The sequence below is a fragment of the Cellulomonas sp. C5510 genome (genome assembly GCF_019797765.1).
Taxonomy (GTDB): Bacteria; Actinomycetota; Actinomycetes; order Actinomycetales; family Cellulomonadaceae; genus Cellulomonas.
Genome location: NZ_CP081863.1, coordinates 25826 through 45259, shown reverse-complemented (window position 1 = coordinate 45259; position 19434 = coordinate 25826). Strand labels below are relative to the sequence as shown.

The window sequence follows — 19434 nt, the reverse complement described above, 5'->3', positions numbered from 1 at the left end:
GATCCTCTGGCGGCGTGGTGACCGCTCGGGTTGTTTCCCGTGTTCATTGGGACTCCTCCGTCTCGCGTCGCATCTCAGCTGCCGAACGGACGGCCCATGCGGAACGCGCCGCGGTTGGGCTCGAACGGCTCACCGGCGTTGAACTGCTCCTCGAGTCGGATGACCTCGCGTGCGAGGGCCTCGTTGACGAGGGCGGTGAGCGACCGGACTCCGCCTTCCTGTCCGGCGGTGCGCAGCACGGCCGTCTCGGCCCTGGCTTTGAGCTCGAGGTAGATCTGGAGGGAGGTCGTGGCCTTCTGACCGACGAGGTAGTCCGCGGGGTTGCGCGCTGCGCCGCGGCGGCGGGCCCGGGCGTGCTCGCTGGGCGGCGCCGCGGGCTCCTGACGTACCGGGTCAGGTGCGGGCGTCTGCTCGGGTGCTGGCTCGTCAGCGGGGCTCCGCGGCGTGGTGGCCGACTCAGAGTCGTCCTTGACGGGCATTCGCACCGTTTCGACCTGGACGCCGAGGATGGGACTCTGGCCGGACGGGCGACTGCGGGGCGGGCGGGTCATGTCGATCTCCTAGGCGGACAGGAACGTGCGGGCGAAGTGGGCGGCGAGCTGGTCGAAGATGGCGGTCGTCTCCAGCCCGACCGGGTCCTTGTAGACCGACAGCGACGTGGCGGCTCCGTCGGCCTCGTTGATACGAGTGCGGTGCGGGATATACGAGGGGGTCACCTCGACCTCTCCCCCGTCGAGCAGACGCCGCGTCGTTCGCAGGTCCCACACCAGGTCACCGAAGGTCTCACGCAGCCCCTCCAGCTGGAAGGCGTGCTCCGCGGTGTGCTTGCGCATCGTGACGATCACGCCGCCGACGGTCAGGCCCTCGTTGCCGATGTCCTCGGCGTGCTGGTGGACGAAGTCGCGCACACGGACGGCGCCCTCGACCGGGTCGTACTCCGGTGTGGTGACGATCAGCGTCGTGTCGGCGGCGGCGAGGGCCATCTGCACCAGGTGGCCGAGGTCGGGCCTGGTGTCGATGAGGATGACGTCGTAGTCCTCTGTCCAGCCACGCAGCGCCTTGCGCAGACGCCGGACCGCACCTACCGCGCCGGCTTCGTGTTCCCGGTTGCCCAGGTCGAAGCGCGCAGGCAGGACGTCGATGTACTGGGCCTCGGGGATGGACTTCTCATCCCAGCCGCACGAGACGACGGCACCCGCACCCGCGCCCTCCTGGTTCGCGGCGACGACCTCGGACATGGTCGGCGTCGGGTTCTGCGGGTCCCATGTGACCCCTAGCCGTCGAGTGGCGTTGGCCTGTGGGTCGAGGTCAACGACCAGGACGCCCAGCTTGCGGCGGCCGAGGGCGGCGGCGAGCTGGACGGTCGTGTCGGTCTTCGCGACCCCACCCTTGTTGTTGGCGATCGCTGCGGTGAACGTCATCAGCCCTCCAAGTAACACAAGACTTGTATACCTTACGCGCAATGCATGTCTTGGTTGTCATGCGTTGCATGCCTGCTCGCGTCGACGGTACGCCTCGCGAACGATCTACACAAGTCTTGTGTTGCTTGGGTTTGTTGCCTCACTTCGTTTGCTTGCCGTGCTTGGGTTGCTTGTATCGCTTGCGTGCACCGGGTTGAAGGCTGGGGCGAAGCCGCCCGGGCTCGACTGGGCGGGCCGGGCAAGCCGAGTGCGGGGGGCTGACATCACAGGCGCCCTACGCGACAAGGACACCCGCGAGGGTCCACGTGACGTCTCCTGGCGGAGGGAACCAGTACTCGTCTATCTCCGAGTCGTACATGTCGCGCTCCGAGATTCCGCAGGCGGCCTGCTGGTCGTGTCGGGCGAGGTAGGCGCGCCACCTCCGGCGTTGGCGGGCGTAGGTGGCCAGTTGCAGTGCGATCGCTTCGGTGACGCCGAGGTCCTCAGCGATCCGGGCGAGGAGTTCGGGGTGGGGGAGTAGGCCGTCGGTGGTGCGTTCGACCAGGCCGTGCTCGCACAGGAGGTCGACGGCTTCGGCGATGCTGGATCGCGAGCACCCGACTGCCTCGACGAGGGCGGTGATGCTGCGCGCGCGGCCGTGCTCAAGGGCCTCGAACACCAGGCCGGCGATGTCGCCGAGCTCGCGGAACGCCGGCCGCTTGGCGTGGATGGTTCCGGAGTGCCACCGCAGGTCAGCGGCTTGGACGTCCTTCGGGATCGTGAGCGCGTAGAGGTCTGCTGCGGTGCCGTGGGCGGCTTGGATCAGGTCGAGCCACCCGAGCTCGGTCAGGACCTTGAGCATCGCTGCGATCGTGCTGTGGTCGCTGCCTGTCGCCACGGCGAGCGCGCGTGACCCGAATCCGAAGTACCGGCTTGCGCTCTTGTGGCCAGCCTCAGCCAGGGCGCGCAGGAGCCAGCGAATCTTCGTTCCGATCGGTGCGAAGCGGTGTCGTTCGTAGGCCAGGACTGCGGTGGTCCAGGTTCGGATGAACTGGTGCTCCAGGTGGGGGTCGGCCGGCGGTCCGTAGGGAGCGCCTCTGAGCCCCCCCGCTAGTGACTCCAGACGGCTTGTGTGGGATCTGCGGACATACGAACTCCCGGCCCGGCGGGGGGTTCTTGCGATGAGCGCTTGGGCGTTGCGCCAGTCGGCGGCAATTCGCTCGCGCCGCTGGTCGGCCTTGGGGCGGTTGGCTTCGTACATGCCGGCCAGGCCAGGCCAGCGGCCGTCCTCGAGGCGCACGACCACGTCGGCCAGGCGCCAGCCGGCGCGGGCGGCTGCGGCCATGACCGCGGCTCGTGCTTCGGACGGCGACCCGTACCGGGTGGCGTCGTAGATGCCTTCACGGGCGATCCGGGTGACGACCGCGCTGAGCGCGCGGGGCGCGCCGCCGGCCGGCTCGCCGACGGCGGGCGGGTCGGTGGGGGAGAGGGGCGCCGGGGTGTGGGCGGCGTGCCAGGCGGCGATCTGCGGGGCCAGGCGGATCCGCAGGGCGTCGACGACGTCGGGGGTGTTGCGGCGGTGCAGGACGTCGACAGCGGTCGCCAGGGTGGTGACGAGCTGCTGGTGGCCACCGGTCTTGTGCCGTGAGCCTGGTGTGCGGATGCACCCGGAGCGGGCGGAGCGGTGGGGTGAGGCGTCGATGGTGGGGAAGCGCAGCGCGAGGGCTTCGACGATCTCGCGCGCGGCCGCCAGGTCGAGGCGCTGAGCGAGCGGGACGTAGATGTGCCGGCCGCCGTTGGGGGAGACGTCCTCGATGACGCGGGCGCCGCACTCGGCCAACCACTTCACCAGGCGTGTCGCTTCGCGGGCCACGGCGTCGGCGCCGCCGCGTGAGGAGTCGAGGTCGAGGAACAGCGTGCTGCAGGAGCCGTCGTGGCCGTAGACGCGCACGGCGGCGGGCTTGGCCGGGAGCCGGTCGGTGAGGCGCCGCTCGTCGGCCGCGCGGTACTCCACGCCGCCGCGTCGGGGGCGTCCCTCTCGCACGCGGTCGACGCCTGCCAACAGCATCGCGGTAGCCGCCCACTGCTGCGCAGGCCCGCCCATCGCGGGGTCGACGACAGCCCGCCTGGTCTCAACGGAGGCGGTGAGCGGGGGTGAAGCGGCACGCGAACTCGGCGTGTCGCCCGTGTGGGGGTGCGCAAGGCGCCCGGGCGCAGGTATCGTGTCTCCCGAGTGTTAGGCACACCGAAGGGTGCGCTGAGGGGAGCTCGTGACCGCCGCCGTCGCCAAACGTTTAGCCGGTCAGAGCTTCTGGGCTAGGGCCCGCCCCCTTTGGGGCGGGCCCTCACTCGTTCTCTGGGTCTATGCGGACTGGACCAGTCGCACGTCACCTCTTCCGATGGGTAGCACGCCCTGGTCTGCTTGAGGCCTCGGCGTGGGCGCGAACTGGTCGAGGCCGAGGTCGTGGGCCATGAGCAGCGTGACGTACTCGCTGAAGTCGAGGCCCAGGCTTTCGGCCCGCGCCCGTCCGGCCTCGCTGACGGGCAGCGGAGCGCGCACTGTGTGCTGTCCTCGGGGGCCCTTAGAGGGGCGACCACCGTGTCCGCGGGTGCTCATGGTCGATACCTAACACCATGCGCGGACTCTGAATCAGAAACCGACACGGCGTGTCGGGCAACTCTGTCCGGATTCCGGTCGAGGCTCCTATCTGGCGGCGGCCCAGACGCACGGGCGAGGCGCCGGGAGCGTACCGAGCTAGTTGTCCGATCCCCGCGCGTCGCCTCGCGGGTCGTGGTGGCGCGCGACGCGGTACTCGTTCGTGGTCAGGACGAACGCGAGCAGCGTGTCGACGGCGTCGACGACGCCCTTCACCCGCACCGAGTAGCGGACGCTACGCCCACGCCGCTGTCCTGCAGGGACGTCCGCCTGGATGATGCCCGCGTTCTCAAGCTGCTCGAGGTGGAGGCGAAGCGAGCTCGCCGAGACGCCGAGCCCATCCGCGATCTCCGCTCGCAACAGCGGCCCTCGCGACGACAGCTCCCGCAGGATGGACTGCGCCAACGGCATGTCGATCGCGTACAGCATCGCTGCCTCCCGAGACGTCAGCGGCGTCGCGGGGCGGACGAAGCGGGGCACGCGCCCAGGATGGCAGCCAGTCGGGTGACGCCATCCGCCCAACCTTGCGACGTGAGCGCAATATAACGCTACGATCCCCGAGTCACTCGGAGCCACGCTCCGCGAGGAGCGCCAGCTGTCAGGGGATCGTCGATGAGCAACGCCAGGCGCGGGTCCGGCCGGCCCGCTGCTCTTGCCCAACCTGACAGACTCGGACATTTCGCCGATACACGGTCGAATGCGACAAGCGAGCCCGAATCCGGCAATGTGCCGACCAGAGCCTCAAGATCCGAGCAGGTACTCGGAGCACACCGCCGCAACGTACTCGAGCCGGTGTCGATCAACCGTCCAGCCGGCACGCAGGTGTCCGTGCGGGCCAGGAACCGGCTCCGCGACGACCAAGCCGAATGCTCGGAGTTCGCGGAGGTGCTCGTTGACGTGCCGAACGCCGAGCTCGAGGGCCTGGGCCAGAGCGTCGCTGCTGAGCGGAGCGTTGCGCATCAGCTGGTGGAGGAGTTCGACCCGAGTGTGACTTCCGAGCACCTCGATCGCTCGGCTGACGTAGTGGGGTTGGGGGCGGGGTACGACGATGCGGGGCATGCCCTCCTCATTCGGCGGTTAAGGCGCCCGGGACATAAGTCCCGAGATTCATGTTGGGCGATTTCTAGCGTGGCCACACGTACCCATGGAGGGGTGACATGGTGATGACGGAGCAGGAGAGCGTCGCCGAGCGTCAGGGTCAGGAGGACCCGCCGGTGCGTCGTTCGCGGCGTGCGAGCGTCCTGGTGGTGCTCGGTGTCGTGACCGCGCTCGTGGTCGGCGGCGGTGGCGTGACCTACGCGCGCTGGGACGCGGATCTCGACGCGCGGCTCGCGGCCGCCCAGGACGAGCTCAGCCAGGCTGAGGTGCAGCTCGCCGACGTCACGCAGGCCGGTGCCGCGGCTCTGGAGTCCTCGAAGGGCAAGGTCGCGGACGACCAGGTGCGCCAGACGCTGGCCGACCTCCTCGATGATGGGGTCCCCGGCTCCGCATCCGAGCGGGGGAGCAGGTCGGACCAGATCACTGCCATCACCGCCCTCGCCTCGTCGACCCGAACTCATGCCGGCGAGATCGAGCAGGCGACCTCGGCGGTCTCCGAGGCGCGCGCCGCCTGGGAGCTCGCCCAGGCTCAGGACGGGTACGACCAGGCCCTGAGTGACATGGTCGCTGCCGTCGACGCCGCTGCCGCGGTGCTCGCGGGCAGCGAGGGCAAGGTCGCCGACAACCAAGTGCGCCAGGACCTCGCGGACGCCATCGATGCTGCCTCAGCCGTTCGCGAGAAGGCCATCGCCTCGACAGTTGGGGCGCTGACGGCGGCGGCGCACGCGGCGGCTGAGGCCACGGACGCGGTTACCGCGGCGACCACTGCGACGAGCCAGGCGCAGAGCGCCTGGCAGGCGGAGCAGGACCGTATCGCCGCAGAGCGGGCGGCAGCCGAGCGAGCGGCCGCCGAGCAGGCGGCCGCCGCGGCGCGCAAGGCGTCGGCCAGTTCCTCCGGCTCATCGGCGGGAGGCGGCCGGTCGGCGAGCCCGAGCGGTTCCAGCGGCGGTGGGGGCGGTACCTCGTCGGCGCCGCGCGTCCACAGCCCGTCAGGGTCGAACTTCGGCACGGGAACCGCCCCTGAGTGCACGACACCATCGTGCGGGATCACGTTCTGATGGCCGCTGAGAGGGGGCGCGCGATGCCGCCCAGATGAGCTATGTCGGGGGAGCGGCAACGTTGCCCCGACATGGGTGAGGCGGTCCCTGATTCCAGCAGGGACCGCCTCGGAGCCCACACCTAGGTACCCGACCTGTGCAGTCAGTCCCACTCGCGAGGAGTTTGTTCGATGAAGGCACGCCCATCTTGGCATGCCCTGGTGCGCAAGCGCATCGGGAACCAGGCGCCGGGTTCTAGCCGGCGAGGCGCGCTGCGCTGGGGTGCGGCGATGGCTGCCGCCGCCCTGCTGGCCAGCGGCAGCGGGCTCGCCCAGGCCGCGACCGGCGGCGGCGGTAGCTCCTCTGGCGGCGCCGGAACCGGTCTGCTCGACTCGGCCAGCACCCTGATGATCGCGCGCGACGGCTTCAACGGAGTCGGGCAGCCGACGCTCCAGGGCCGCGGCCAGGCGTCGATCGACTACTTCTGGGGCCTGACGGTCAGCGCATTCCAGGACCAGATCGGACGGACGCCAGGGACTCAGGGCGTGCAGCCCGGACAAACACCGCAGGACTCGTTCAATGCCGTGTGCGGGGCTGCTCTGCAGAACGCGGCCGACCGCGCAACGGCCATGGGGTACCCGGCCTCGCCGGCGGACTCCCGGGTGGTGGGTGTCTACTTCACGTACGCGGTGGGCTCCGTCAACTGGTTCATGTCGAGCGTGCCCGCCGGTGAGTACTCGGACGCCTTCGCTCCCTCCTGGGCGAGCGAGGTCACCGACCCGAGCCTGCCGGGCTTCACCTACGACAACGACCGCACCCGGTACGCGCAGTTTCAGCAGGACGGTGTGCCGGCGCTGGATGCGATCGCGTCGACGTGGCGGTCGCATGTGGACTCGGTGATCGCTGCGAACCCGTCGTCGGGCAGGTACATGACGTGCGTCGCGCTGAACGAGTTCGAGCCGCAGGTCGAGTTCCAGCCTGTCATCTCCACGCAGGTGACGACCCGGTACGTGGACAAGGGCGAATCGTTCGGCGATGACGTGACGATCGCCCTGGCGGCGGGGGACCAGTGGGCGTCCGTCGGTGGTCAGAACGTCACGATCCGCGCCCGCGGCACGGTCGCCGGTCCGGTCGCTGGTGAGAAGCCGACCCGCGCGACGATCCCGTCGGGAACGCCGGTCGCCGCCACGTTGTGGTTGGACTTCGCGGGGCCGGGGACGAAGCGTGCGACGTGGACGGCGCCGAAGTCCGGGACGTACTCGTTCGTGTGGGAGGTCCGGAAGGCGGACAGCGAGGCGAACGGCCGGTATGTGCGGGCGGACGCCAGCGACTCCTACATGGCGCCGACCGAGATCACCACGGCGCGGATCAACCCGCAGCTCTCGACGCAGGTCCGTGACCGCTACGTCGACGTCGAGGGCGGCGCCCTCGTCGACCAGGTGACGGTGTCGCTGGGCGCCGGCGACCTCTGGCCGCAGGACTCCTCGGGGACCCCGCTGCCTCTGGTGGTGCGGAACACCGCCTACAAGCCGTCGAACACTCCGAGCGCTTCCAGCACCGCGGTGCCCTCGGGCGCCGTGGTGCATGGCACGGAGATGGTGACGTTCACCGCCCCCGGGACGAAGTCGACGCCGGGGACGGTGAAGCGCGACGGCCCCGGGTTCTATCCGTGGGTGGCCGAGATCCGGCTGTCCGACCAGAGCGCGGAGATGCGAAAGCACCTGCAGGGGGCGGTCGCAGCTCGGTTCATGCTCGAGAGCGAGACGACGTCCGCACGCCACAACCTCACGCACTACTCCGAGGTCCGCGAGTACAACGTCGTGGCTGGCGGCCGCGTGTTCGACTCGATCACGCCCGGGGGGTACCCGGACGACCACGGGAGCTTCACGGGGCTGGGGGGCTGGCAGGCCGACGTCGCGACCGCGACCGCGACCGTGTACGGGCCGACGGAGAACCGGATCACGACGGCGGCGGTGCCCGACGGCACGCCGGTGTTCAAGACGATCCCGCTGCCGGCCAAGAACGGCACCTACAACGTGGGGTACGGGACGTCGGACGTCATCAGCCCGACCCAGCCGGGGCACTACGTGATCGTGTACAGCTTCGAGGGTGACGCTCGCGTAGCGCCGTTCGCGTCGCCGGCCAACGACATCCGCGAATCGTTCTACGTCCCGACCGACGGCGCGGGGTGGCTGGACATCATGTCGACCGCCACGCAGAACGTGACGGCGGGCAGCGGCGTCATGTCCGACACGGTCCTGGTGACCGGCACATCTGTCCCGGCGGGCTCGACCCTGACGTGGCAGACCTGCATGTGGGTCGACCCGGCCTCGCCCGGCTGCGCGCAGCCGGTGGACACCTACTCCACGACCGTCAACGGCACCGGGTTCTACAACCACCCCGAGCTCGACGCACCCACGCTCGCCGAGCTGCCCGCGGGCACGCTCGAGGCGGACTACGGCTGGGCACCGGTGCTGACCAGCCCGGACGGGGCCGTCCTGGACCGGGAGCCGTTCGGGACGCCGTCGCAGACCACGCACATCACCGCCGAGCTGCCGACCTGGTCGTCGGTCGCGACACCGACCGCGAAGCCGGGCGACGTCATCACCGACGTGGTGACGTTCGACGGTGCGACTCGCGCGGACTGGACGGTCCAGTGGGAGGCGTGCTGGCTCTCGGCGGACGAGACCTGCCCCGAGGGCGCCGCGTTCGCTCTGGGCGAACCGACGCAGGTCGACCCCACGCAGAGCTCGATGGAGTCGCCGGGCTTGAGGGTGCAGGTGCCGGCGGGCACGAAGCCGGGCACGAGCCCGCGCGTCGGGATGCAGCCGATCCTGCGCGACGCGCTGGGTGCCGAGCTACTGCGCGAGCCGTGGGGCACCGAGGGCCAGGTGACGGTCGTGGACTACCCGCTGCCGTCGATGACCTCGCAGGCGACGAGCACCGCGGTGCTGGGGGATCCGACGCAGGACACCGTGACGATCACCGGTCCGCTCGAGGCGGGCTCGCGGATCACGTGGTCCGGCTGCTACTGGATCGAGGTCGAGGACGGGTCGCGTGAGTGCCGGCAGGACGCCACCGCTGTGGCGGACGTTCCGGTCCTCGAGGACGGTTCGACCGGTCTGGTGCTTCCCGCGCTGGCGGTCGGGGAGACCCTGACGGTCGAGTCGCCGGAGCACACGACCACGTACGGCGGGCTGCTGCCGGACCTGGGGCTGCGGTTCTCCTGGGCGCCGCGGATTAGCGATCCGGACGGCGAGGTGCTGGTCCAGGAGGCCGCTGGGCTTCCCGAGCAGACCACCACGGTGACGTTCCCGCCGATCAAGGTCACCACGAAGGCGTACTCGACGAACCCGCGCGGTCCGTTCTACGGCGACGAGATCGGTGACCTGATCGAGGTCACCGGCGACATCCTGCCCGGCGACTCGGTCACGGTGCGGCTCTACGCGTGGGAGAAGGGCAACCCGCCGCTGTGCACGGGCGAGCCGCTCGCCACCGTGAAGCTCGACCTGACCCCGTCGCTGTCGACGTACGACACCGGCCCGGTCTACAGGACCCCCGAGGACCGCACGAACCTCGTCTACGGGTTCCAGGAGACGACGGTGTCACGCGGTTTGACGGTCGTCTCGAAGTGCGGTCTGGCCGCCGAGACGCTGCCGATGACGGTCGACCCGTGGTCGCAGTGGTCCGACAGCGCGTCCGGGCAGCAGAGCCAGGCGTCCGGCGAGCTCGCTATCACGGGCGTGCAGCGGCTCGGGTGGCTGTTCGGGGCCGCGCTGGTCATGGCGCTCGTCGGCGGCCAGCTCGTGCACATGCGGGAGAAGCGCCGCCGCGTGCAGCACCTCGCCTCCTCCTGAGGCACTCCGCCTGGGCCGGCGACCCTTCCGCCGGCCCAGGCGCGCCCCACCACCCTGCGCCACGCACGTTCCGAACCTGATGGAGACCTCTCATGCCGAAGCACCGTGAGCACGCCCCCCGCCCGATCGTCACGATGAGCGGGCGCCCGACCACCACCTCGCTGCCGCTCGCTGAGCGGTCCTGGATCCGCACCACCGCCGGCAAGGCCGCCGTCACCGCCACCCTGCTGGGCGCGCTCGGCGTTTCAGGCACGTTGGCCGGCTGGGTCGACGACGTCCAGATCACCGCCGAGGTCGGCACCGGGACGCTCGACCTCGCGGTCAACGGGCAGCAGGGTCCGATCGACGTCGCCCTGACGCTGCCCGACGGCACCGACCGACTCGCGCCCGGCGACACCCTCAGCACCACGATCAACGTCGAGAACCCCGGCACCCTGCCCGCGGTCGTCACCACCAAGCTCGCGGGCCTCGGCGCCACCTCGCTCGGCGCGCAGCTGGACGCCACGCTCACCGCGACCCCGTCGGGGGCGCCCGTCCTGACCAAGGGCGGGAAGGCCAACGGCGCGTCCCTGGACGCGTTCACGATCGCACCGGGCGGAACCGTCCCGCTTCGCCTGGATCTGTCGCTGCCGGCCAACACCGGGAACGAGTGGCAGAACAAGGACGACAAGCTCACCCTCACCCTGACCGCCGTCCAGGAGTGACGGTGAACATGTCGCGGATGGTCGGGCTCGGCCGCAGAGCAGTGACCGTGGTGTGCGTCGCCACTGTGCTGCTGGCGGTCGGGCTCGGCCTGGCCCAGGCCGCCGGCTTCGTGCGCCTCCTGGAGGTGCAGGGCGGGTCGATGGAGCCCACCATCGCCAACGGGTCGCTCCTGGTGACGACGCCCGAGCGAGTCGGCGACGTCGCCGTGGGCGACGTCGTGTCGCTCGTGCGCAACACCGGAGTTCGCGTGACGCACCGGGTCGTCGACGTCGACGCGGCGACGGGCGCGATCACCACGCGCGGGGACGCCAACGCAGTCAGCGACCCCGAGCCGTACAGCGGGCAGTCCCTGGACCGGGTCGTCGTCGCGGTGCCGAAGCTGGGCGCGTCGCTGCGCTACCTGCGCCTGTTCATGCACAGTCCGTACTTCCTCGCGCTCGTCGCCGGCGGGATCGTGGCAGCTGCCCCCTGGGAGCGCCGGCGGCCGGACGGGCTGCAGCCCGAGGTGGTGCGCACATGATCGCCGCGGCTCTCCTGATCGCTCTGGCCGGGTCGCCCGCCGACCCGGCACCGATCCAGCTCTCTCCGTCACACGTCGTGATCGCCGGCCTCACCCCCGGGTCGACCGGGGCGGCCGACGTCAGCGTGACCAACAACTCCGGGCAGGCAGTCGAGATCTCGGTCACCGGCCGACTGTCCTCCCCGAACGGACCCGTCGGCGAGGAGGACCTGCTGCAGGTCTCCCTCGCCGGCTGCGCCGGCCCTTGGGCCGGCGTCCCCGTCGAGCCGACCGTGGGACCGGTGTCCACTCGGTGCGACTCCGGGGAGGTCGAGGCCTCGAGCGGCAGCTTGGCGGCGGTGCCGCTCGAGGCCGGCGACTCCATCCACCTGCTCATCAGCGCCGGCCTCGGCGAGCATGCCGGGCCCGGGGCCCAGGGGCAGACCTGGTCGGCGAGCTTCGACGTCACCGCGCTCGCCACCGACCCGGCCCCCGCCCCGGTGCTGGCCCTCACCGGCGCGGACACCGCCGGCTTCGCCGCGGCCGCGATCGCGGCCGTGGCTGGGGGAGTGGCGCTGCGCCGGCACACGAAGGGAACCAGGCGATGACTACGTTCAGGAAGCTCGTCCACGCGGCGGTCGCACTCGCCGCGGTGGTCGCACTCGCAGGCGCGGCGGTGCCCACCACGGCGGCGTTCACGGACACCGCCAGCGCGCAGTTCCAGGTCCGCGGTGCGCACTGGGCCACCAGCGTGTGCGTCATCCAGTCCAACGAAGCCCGGCCCGACGCAGTGTTCACGATCGGCGCCAGCGCGCCGCTGGGTCAGGTCGGCTGGACGACGATCCTGAACAAGACCGCCGCGACCACGCCCGCGCAGCTGGCGGGGTGCGACGTGGTGATGATCGCCGGCGAGGCGTGGGGCGTGAAGCCCGCCTCCCGGGACCTCGCTCTCGCGTGGATGGCCTCCGGCGGATCCGTGCTGTCGACCGGCAACGACACCGGAGTGAGCAACTACCCCCTTCCCGAGCTCATCGGGGCCACCGGTGAGGCGTTCCCGCTCTACCCCTACGGCGGCTCGGTCCCCACCAGCGCCGCAGCGCGGCAGGCGATCTCGCCGGCGTACCCCTCGTGGACACCCGGTGCTGCGGGGACCTACGAGCTCGACACGGGCGCACGACCGATCACCGCAGTGGCAGCAGGTGCCGTCTGCGTGGGGACCGTGGCCGGCCACGCGGAGTTCTGCGCGGCCGTCGCGCGGACGAACTCCGCCGGGGGCCGGTGGGTCCACCTTCACACCAAGATCGGCTCGCTCCAGATGCGTGGAGACGTGCCCGCGGCCGACGCCGCGCTCGCCTGGCTCGCGATCGGGCGGGACTGACCGATGGCCACCTCCTTCGTGCGACACCCCGCCCGCCTGCTGGCTGCGGTTCTCGGCGTACTGCTCACGGTGACGGGTCTGGCGTCCGCGTCGACCTCGGCGGCGTTCACCGACTCGGCGACCGTGCAGCTCGAGGTCCGCGGCGCTCACTGGGCCACGAGCGTGTGCGTGATCCAGTCCCCGGAGACACGCCCGGACATCGCCTACACGCTCACCTCGAGCGACCTGCTGCGCGACCGCGGCTGGACGACGGTCCTGGACAAGAGGGCCGCGAGCACAGCTGCGGACCTCGCGGGCTGCGACGTGGTCATGATCGCCGGGGAGTCCTGGACCATCTCGGCCGCGTCGCGCGCGCTGGCCGAAGACTGGACCGCCGCCGGCGGGTCGGTGCTCTCCACGGGGAACGACACCGGGGCGGCCACGCTGCCGAACTTCATCGGCTCGCAAGGGGACCTGCGAGCCGACTACCCGTTCGGTGGATCCGTTCCCGCGTCGGCGTCGGTCCGAGGGTCCCTCTCGCCGCAGTTCCCGTCGTGGACGCCCGGCCCGCTCGGGACTTGGACGGTCGACACGACCGGCCGGCCCATCACCAGCGTGGCCGCCGGGGCGCTCTGCGTGGCGACGGTCGCGGGTCACCCCGACTGGTGCGCGGCGATCGTGCGCACCACGCCCGCCGGCGGCCGGTGGGTCCACCTGCATTCCAAGATCGGCTCGCCAAGCTCTCCTGGCGATGCCCCGGGTGCGGACGCCGCCCTGGCGTGGCTCGCGATCGGGAGGAACTGATGTCTGCAACGATCCACCACTCGCTGCGCGCATCCGCGGCGCTGCGCGGTCTGCGGATCGCCGCGCTGGCCGCCGGCGTCGTGGTGTGCCTGGGCCTGGCGGTGACGCTCACGCTGCTGCTGGCCGCCTCGGGCCTGCTGCGCGTGCTCGACCTGACGGCGTTCATCCCACGGCCCACCAGCGCGTACGCGCTGCGCGCCGGCGGGGCGTGGGTGGTGTTCCTCGCGTTGGCGAGTCTGCTGCACCGCACCACTCGCGAGTACAGCGCATGACCGCGGGCCGTGCGATGCGCTGCGCACACCACCTTCTGGGAGCCCTCGCCACGCTGGTGTGGGACCCGATCCTCGAGCGCGCCGAGCGTAGGGCGGAGCCCACCGGGCCCCGGTCCGCCCGCGGCAGTGCGCGCACCAGCTGGGAGGTCACGGCCACCGGTTCGACGGCCGTCGCTCAACACTGCGGCTCACCGGCTGTGGCCTCCCTACCGACCGCCGGACGCACGGGCACCCCCTGGCCCACCGCGCCGGCACCGACCCGGGTGCAGGGGAGCGGACACCCCCTGCACGCGCCCCTGCGCCCGGGTAACTCGCCGCCGCAGCGCTGAGCGTCGGCGCCGAACCACACCTACCAGTCGGGGGACTGATGAAGAGCAAGAGCAGGAGCGCGACCTCCGCGGCCGCCGCGTGGCCGCGGATCAGCGTCGTGATTCGCGACGACGGCACCGGCCAGGTGCGCGTCGCTGGGATGGTCACGGCCGAGATCGCTGCCACCGATGCGGCCAGCGCACGTCAGGAGGCCACGAGGCACCTGACCGCGACTGCGAAGCAGTTCGGGCGACCGGTGCAGGCGGCGACTCAGGACCCCGAGGGCGAGTGGGAGATCGTCGTCTCGCCCGACGGGTCGGTGCGCGGCGTCGACTCGGACTCGACTCGTGCACCCAGGCGCCCGAAGAGGGCGCGCACGACGCCGGCGACCTCGCCGGCGTCCCGCAAGCGGGAGGGCGCGGTCACGCCCGGTCGTGGGGTTCCCCCGACTGGCCATGACCGGGAGCCGCGCCCTCCCTTCACCGCAGCCCTGCATGCGGCCGAGCGAGCGGCCGCCGAGCGCGCCGAGCGAGAGGCCGCCGAGCGCGCCGAGCGAGAGGCCGCCGAGCGCGCCGAGCGGGAAGCCGCCGAGCGCGCCGAGCGGGAAGCCGCCGAGCGCGCCGAGCGGGAAGCCGCCGAGCGCGCCGAGCGAGAGGCCGCCGAGCGCGCCGACCTCGAGGCGGCGGTTCGAGCGCTCGAGGCCCGCGTCATTGAGGCTGCCGCGGTGCGGCGGGCCGCCGCCGGCAAGGTTCCGGCCGACCTCGAGGCGGCACTTTCCGAGGCGATCCGCGGGGCCAGCGAGCTGGCGCGCTACGCGCGGGGGAGCGCGGCCGCCAACGTGCCTAGGGCGGCACAGGAGGCGGCGACCCTCGCCGGCGATGTCGACGAGGTCGTCGAGGCCGTGCGACGGCTCGTGCTCGAGTACGACGACGCGGCGGCGCAGCTCGAGCAGCGGCGGGCTGCAGAGGCGGCCTCGGCGTCGAGCGCGACCGCGGCTGCGCTGCACGCGGCCCGGTCGGTGGAGGCGCCCGACTTCCTGGGCGAAGCGCCCGACGGCGCCTCCGAGACCAAGCCGGACGAAGTCGCTGTCGTCGACGGCGACCAGGTGGCGCGGGCGCTTGCCTCCGGTCGGCGCCGACCGCGCGCGCGCACCTGGATCGCAGTGGCGGTCGCGATCGCCCTCGTGGCCGTCGGGGCGACCCAGGCCCAGCGGGTCTGGGTCGCCCGGGAGGTGACCGCCGCGCACGCCCAGTGGACCGAGGAGCAGCTCGGGCTTACGACCGACGTGCAGGCGGCGCAGGAGCTGCTCGCGAGCTCGGAAGGCAAGGTGACGGACGACGCGTTCCTGGAGGACCTTCAGGCGGCGATCGCCCGGGCGCTCGACGCGCGTGCTGATCCGAGCGAGGCGGGATCGAGCGTTCCGGCCGCGGCCTGGCGTGAGGCTGAGCGTGAGGTGATCGCTGCCGGCGCTGTGCTGCGAAGCGCCGTCAGCGCGGTCGAGGAGTCCCGGGCCGCATGGGAGCTTGAGCGGGCGACGAAGGCGTGGCAGAAGGCGCGCTCGGACCTGTCTGCGGCGATCGACGACGCGAACGCGGTCATCGCCTCGAGCGTGAACCAGGTTGCGGACGACGGAGTGCGCCAGGCGCTGGCTGACGCCGTCGCGCAGGCGATCGACGTCCGCGACGTCGACGTCGACGACGCCACCGCCGAGGCGCTGGATGCGGCTGCGGCGGCGGCCACCGCCGAGACGAAGGGCCTCGCTGCACCGACCCAGGCCGTGCGCGACGCGCAGGCAGCCTGGCTCGCGGAGCAGGAGCGGGCGGCTGCGGCTGCGGCTGCCCAAGCGGCCGCGCGGCCGACGACGCCAGCCGCGGGGGGATCGCGGTCACCCGCACAGGAGCAGCCGCCGGCGGCGAACGCTGCTCCCCCCGCCTCGACGAGCGGGGCCGGGGCGAGCACAGAGCTGTGGATCCGACCGGGCTCTGTGGGGTGCACGACGAAGGACCCGTACGACTTCTCGGTGAGTGCCACTACCGGCGGGGTAAGCGGGCCGGTCGTCGTGACGATCGGTGGCGTCTCCCAGACGATCGGGACGGGGAGCGGGTCCTTCTCGGGCACGCTCAAGGGGCTTCCCGCCGGGTCCTACTCGTGGTCCGTGTCGGCGGACGGGCTCGTCGTCTCTGGGTCCAAGACCGTGGTGGTCCCGTGCCCCGCTCAGTGAAGGGTGCGGCCGCCGGCGTCGCGGTCCTGGTGATCCTCGCTGGCTGCGCTGCGCCGGGCTCCGCGGCGCCGGCCGCGCCTGCTCCGAGCGAACCGAGCACCGGGTACCCGACGCTCGGACCCGCGGACGTCGCCAGCGAGGACCTCGACGCCCTCGTCGACCCTGAAGCGCGCGAGGTCGTGCCGACGTGGACGGAAGAGTCGCGTCGCGCTGCGCTCGACGTCGCGATGGCCGCGATGCAGGCGTGGGCTCGCCCCGATCTCCCTCACGAGCAGTGGTGGGCCGGTCTGCAGGGGTACCTGTCGCCCGGCGCCCGGGAGGTCGTCGTCCTGACTGACCCGGCGAACATCCCGGTCACGACGGTGACGGCCGTGCAGCTGCCCGACGAGGGCGAAACCGCGTACGTCGGCTGGGTGGAAGCGGACACCGACGACGGGCCGTGGTGGGTGCTGGTCGCGTGGCAGCCGGACGGGTCGTGGATCGTCGACCGGATCACGCGAAGCCACGAGGTGACGCGATGAGCGACAGCAAGCTCGGCGTGATCGCGGCCGCCGGCGTAGCGCTCGTGATCGGCCCGGTCCTCGCCCTCGGATCCTGCGGCGTCCTGGTGAGCACGCAGGCTCAGCTGCTGGCGACGTGCCAGGAGACGCTCGCCTCCGCCACCAACGCGACCACGCTCAACGTCGACGCGATCGCCGACCACCCGGAGATCTCCGGGCCCGCGATCTCGAAGGACGCGGCGGTTCGCCTCGAGCAGCTGCGCAACGCCGCGTACATCATGAACGCCGCGGCCGCGCTCGGGCTGAACACCCGAGCGCAGGAGATCGGCGTCATGACCGCGATGGGCGAATCCAGCCTGAGGGTCATCGACTACGGCGATGCCGCCGGCCCGGACTCGCGTGGACTGTTCCAGCAGCGCGACAACGGGGCATGGGGCAGCTACGCGGACCGCATGGATCCGTTCATCAGCGCCACGAACTTCTTCAAGGCGCTGCAGCGGGTCTCGGGCTGGGAGCAGATGACCGGCACCGCCGCCGCCCACGCGGTGCAGCGCAACGCCGACCCGGACCACTACGCGAAGTATGAGCCGACGGCCAAGCAGATCGTGGCTGCGCTGGCGGGCGCGACGTACGACCCGCAGACGCCGGCGGAGTGCCGTCCGGCGGGCGGTGTCGTGGTCGCCGACGGCTGGACCAGCCCGGCGCCCGCGGCCCGCAAGATCACCTCGAGCTTCGGGATGCGCCTGCACCCGATCCTCGGCGTGTACAAGCTGCATGCGGGCACCGATCTCGGCGCGACCTGCGACACGCCCATCTACGCGGCCGCTGCGGGCACGGTGATCGCCGCCAACGGCGCAGGCACGAGCGCGCAACGCGACCTGGTGCGCATCGACCACGGCGGAGGGGTCAACACCCTCTACATGCACATGTACCCCTCGGGGATCTTCGTGCAGCCCGGCGACGTCGTCGACGCCGGCCAGCTCATCGCCGCGGTCGGCAGCGCCGGGAGCTCGACCGCCTGCCACCTGCACTACGAGGTGCGTATCGACGGGACCCCGATCGACCCGGTCCCCTTCATGCAAGAGAGGGGGGTGACGCTGCCGTGAGCACCGTCAACCCGTGGGCTCCCGCGCCCGCACCCGTCCCTGACAAGCCGACCCCCGCGGACCCGGTGCCGGCGAGCAGCACGCTGGTGGGCGTCGCGCGACCCCAGCGCGGCGTCCCGGCCCCACGCGTGGGCCTGCCCGCCATTCCGGTGCGCCCGCGCGCGGCGATGTGGTGGGTCGCCGCGCACGGCGGCGCCGGCGGGTCCACTCTCGCCACGCTCGTCCCCGGGACGGCCGCCGTCGGCCCCGCATGGCCGGACCCGATCGACGGGGTCGCGCACTGCGTGCTCGTGTGCCGCACGAACGTCGCCGGCCTGCGGGCGGCTCAGACCGCGATGACGCAGTGGGCGGCTGGCGCGGCGCCGGCAGGCGTGGAGCTGCACGGCCTCGTGGCTGTCGCGGACGCACCGGGGCGCCTGCCACGACCGCTGCGGGAGTTCCTCGCGATCCTGCGCGGCGGCGTTCAGCAGCTCTGGCTCCTGGAGTGGGTCGAGGCCTGGCGCGTCGAGCCGGCCCCGTCTCTGCAGAGCGTCCCTCGCGCGGTCACCCGGACCATCCGGGACCTGACTGCGATGACGACTTCCCTGGCGACCGCCCAGGGGACCACCGAAGAGAGGTATCTGGCATGAACACCGCACTGCACCTGATGAACGTGGCCGCCGGGGTCCTCATCGACCCGAAGGCCGAGCAGCCGCCGGGCACCGACGGGATCTGGGTCGTGGCCGGGTGGGCCAAGTTCGCGGGCTTCTTCGTCGCTGCGCTCGCTCTCATCGGCGCGATCGTCGTCCTGGTGCTGAACAACCGCCGCGGCGAGGCGATGCAGCACACCGGCGCGATCCTCGGCGTCCTGTTCGGTGTGGTGGGCATCGGCGCCGCGTTCAGCCTGATCAACGTCCTGGCCGGCTGATGCCTCCTACCCGCACGGTCCTGGTCACCGTCAGCGCGGCGCTGGTCGCCGCGCTGACGGTGTCGGGGTGCTCGTCGACCCCGAACCAGGCCACCGTCCCCGCGACGACGACGCCGGCCAAGGAAGCGCCCTCGGCGGCAGAGCAGCCCACCAGCGACAGCGTGTGCGGGCTCGGCGACGTGCAGATGACCGGCGGCATCACAGAGGCGCCCGAGGTCACTTGGGAGCTCGTCGGCACCACGCTCGCACCGAAGGACCCGGCCGCCGGCCCGGGTCTGCAGGACGACGACGGGCTGCGGCGGTGCTTCGCGCGCACGCCGCTGGGCGCGCTCCTCGCGGCGGCGAACATCATGGCCTCCGGGTCGAGCCCGGCGCTGGTCACCCCGCTGACGGACCGGCTCTCGGCACCGGGTCCGGGCCGTGACGCTGCACTCGCCGACCTGGCCGGTCGAGTCACCGGCGGCGACTCGACAATCCGGTACGAGATCGCCGGGTTCACCATGTCCGCGTACGACGGCCGCAACGCCAGCGTCGACGTGGTCATCCGAGCCAGCAACCAGGCGCTGCTCGCCCAGATGATCGACCTGACATGGGTCGAGGGCGACTGGAAGGTCGCGCTCGCCGACGACGGCCAGATGCGCACGCCCATGGGCGCCGTGCAGTCGCTCGCCGGCTACACGGCGTGGGACGGTGCGCAGTGAGCTGC

19 protein-coding genes are annotated in these 19434 nt (G+C 71.9%); 14 read left to right on the top strand and 5 right to left on the bottom strand.

Translation table 11 applies throughout. The features are described from left to right. Positions 1 to 74 precede the first annotated feature (74 nt). The 5 genes from K5O09_RS18630 to K5O09_RS19630 all read right to left on the bottom strand — a co-directional run bounded on the left by K5O09_RS18630 (position 75) and on the right by K5O09_RS19630 (position 5115). Positions 75 to 485 (bottom strand): hypothetical protein, encoded by a 411-nt coding sequence (locus K5O09_RS18630; protein ID WP_222172934.1) that lies wholly within the window; start codon positions 483 to 485, stop codon positions 75 to 77. 75 nt (positions 486 to 560) lie between these two features. Then, on the bottom strand, positions 561 to 1421 hold the full coding sequence (locus tag K5O09_RS18625) for a ParA family protein (RefSeq protein WP_168631456.1): 861 nt from the start codon (positions 1419 to 1421) through the stop codon (positions 561 to 563). A gap of 274 nt (positions 1422 to 1695) precedes the next feature. Further along, positions 1696 to 3462 carry a MarR family transcriptional regulator gene (locus tag K5O09_RS18620; RefSeq protein ID WP_222172933.1) on the bottom strand — a complete coding sequence of 589 codons (1767 nt, stop codon included), beginning with the start codon at positions 3460 to 3462 and terminating at the stop codon, positions 1696 to 1698. Between the two features lie 693 nt (positions 3463 to 4155). Continuing rightward, positions 4156 to 4536, bottom strand: a complete 381-nt coding sequence (locus K5O09_RS18615; protein WP_168631458.1) for a helix-turn-helix domain-containing protein — start codon at positions 4534 to 4536, stop codon at positions 4156 to 4158. 261 nt (positions 4537 to 4797) lie between these two features. After that, a complete protein-coding gene (locus K5O09_RS19630; RefSeq protein WP_168631459.1) occupies positions 4798 to 5115 on the bottom strand; it encodes a winged helix-turn-helix domain-containing protein in 318 nt (105 codons plus the stop codon). 98 nt (positions 5116 to 5213) lie between these two features. On the opposite strand from K5O09_RS19630, the gene K5O09_RS18605 reads away from it, so the two are divergent. The 14 genes from K5O09_RS18605 to K5O09_RS18540 all read left to right on the top strand — a co-directional run bounded on the left by K5O09_RS18605 (position 5214) and on the right by K5O09_RS18540 (position 19429). Further along, positions 5214 to 6212, top strand: coding sequence for a hypothetical protein (locus K5O09_RS18605; protein WP_168631460.1), 999 nt, complete (start codon positions 5214 to 5216; stop codon positions 6210 to 6212). Positions 6213 to 6481: 269 nt separating this feature from the next. Beyond that, the gene (locus K5O09_RS18600; RefSeq protein ID WP_168631461.1) at positions 6482 to 10048 is read left to right on the top strand and encodes a hypothetical protein; all 3567 of its coding nucleotides are present in this window, start codon (positions 6482 to 6484) and stop codon (positions 10046 to 10048) included. Positions 10049 to 10140: 92 nt separating this feature from the next. Further along, on the top strand, positions 10141 to 10752 hold the full coding sequence (locus tag K5O09_RS18595; RefSeq protein WP_168631462.1) for a TasA family protein: 612 nt from the start codon (positions 10141 to 10143) through the stop codon (positions 10750 to 10752). Positions 10753 to 10760: 8 nt separating this feature from the next. Then, positions 10761 to 11273, top strand: coding sequence for a signal peptidase I (locus K5O09_RS18590; protein ID WP_239073788.1), 513 nt, complete (start codon positions 10761 to 10763; stop codon positions 11271 to 11273). Next, on the top strand, positions 11270 to 11860 hold the full coding sequence (locus K5O09_RS18585) for a hypothetical protein (protein WP_222172932.1): 591 nt from the start codon (positions 11270 to 11272) through the stop codon (positions 11858 to 11860). The genes K5O09_RS18590 and K5O09_RS18585 overlap by 4 nt, the downstream gene beginning before the upstream one ends. Continuing rightward, entirely contained in the window at positions 11857 to 12630 is a 774-nt protein-coding gene (locus K5O09_RS18580; RefSeq protein ID WP_222172931.1) for a hypothetical protein, read from the top strand. Before K5O09_RS18585 ends, K5O09_RS18580 begins: the two co-directional genes overlap by 4 nt. 3 nt (positions 12631 to 12633) lie before the next feature. Then, on the top strand, positions 12634 to 13413 hold the full coding sequence (locus K5O09_RS18575) for a hypothetical protein (RefSeq protein WP_168631466.1): 780 nt from the start codon (positions 12634 to 12636) through the stop codon (positions 13411 to 13413). Next, positions 13413 to 13685 (top strand): hypothetical protein, encoded by a 273-nt coding sequence (locus tag K5O09_RS18570; RefSeq protein ID WP_168631467.1) that lies wholly within the window; start codon positions 13413 to 13415, stop codon positions 13683 to 13685. Before K5O09_RS18575 ends, K5O09_RS18570 begins: the two co-directional genes overlap by 1 nt. 367 nt (positions 13686 to 14052) lie before the next feature. Continuing rightward, a complete protein-coding gene (locus K5O09_RS18565) occupies positions 14053 to 16215 on the top strand; it encodes a hypothetical protein (protein WP_222172930.1) in 2163 nt (720 codons plus the stop codon). After that, positions 16200 to 16736 carry a hypothetical protein gene (locus K5O09_RS18560; RefSeq protein ID WP_222172929.1) on the top strand — a complete coding sequence of 179 codons (537 nt, stop codon included), beginning with the start codon at positions 16200 to 16202 and terminating at the stop codon, positions 16734 to 16736. The genes K5O09_RS18565 and K5O09_RS18560 overlap by 16 nt, the downstream gene beginning before the upstream one ends. Continuing rightward, entirely contained in the window at positions 16733 to 17821 is a 1089-nt protein-coding gene (locus K5O09_RS18555; RefSeq protein ID WP_168631470.1) for a M23 family metallopeptidase, read from the top strand. Before K5O09_RS18560 ends, K5O09_RS18555 begins: the two co-directional genes overlap by 4 nt. Next, entirely contained in the window at positions 17818 to 18450 is a 633-nt protein-coding gene (locus K5O09_RS18550) for a DUF6668 family protein (protein ID WP_168631471.1), read from the top strand. The genes K5O09_RS18555 and K5O09_RS18550 overlap by 4 nt, the downstream gene beginning before the upstream one ends. Beyond that, positions 18447 to 18728, top strand: coding sequence for a hypothetical protein (locus K5O09_RS18545; protein ID WP_168631472.1), 282 nt, complete (start codon positions 18447 to 18449; stop codon positions 18726 to 18728). Before K5O09_RS18550 ends, K5O09_RS18545 begins: the two co-directional genes overlap by 4 nt. Then, positions 18728 to 19429, top strand: coding sequence for a hypothetical protein (locus tag K5O09_RS18540; RefSeq protein ID WP_222172928.1), 702 nt, complete (start codon positions 18728 to 18730; stop codon positions 19427 to 19429). Before K5O09_RS18545 ends, K5O09_RS18540 begins: the two co-directional genes overlap by 1 nt. The last annotated feature ends 5 nt before the right edge of the window (positions 19430 to 19434 follow it).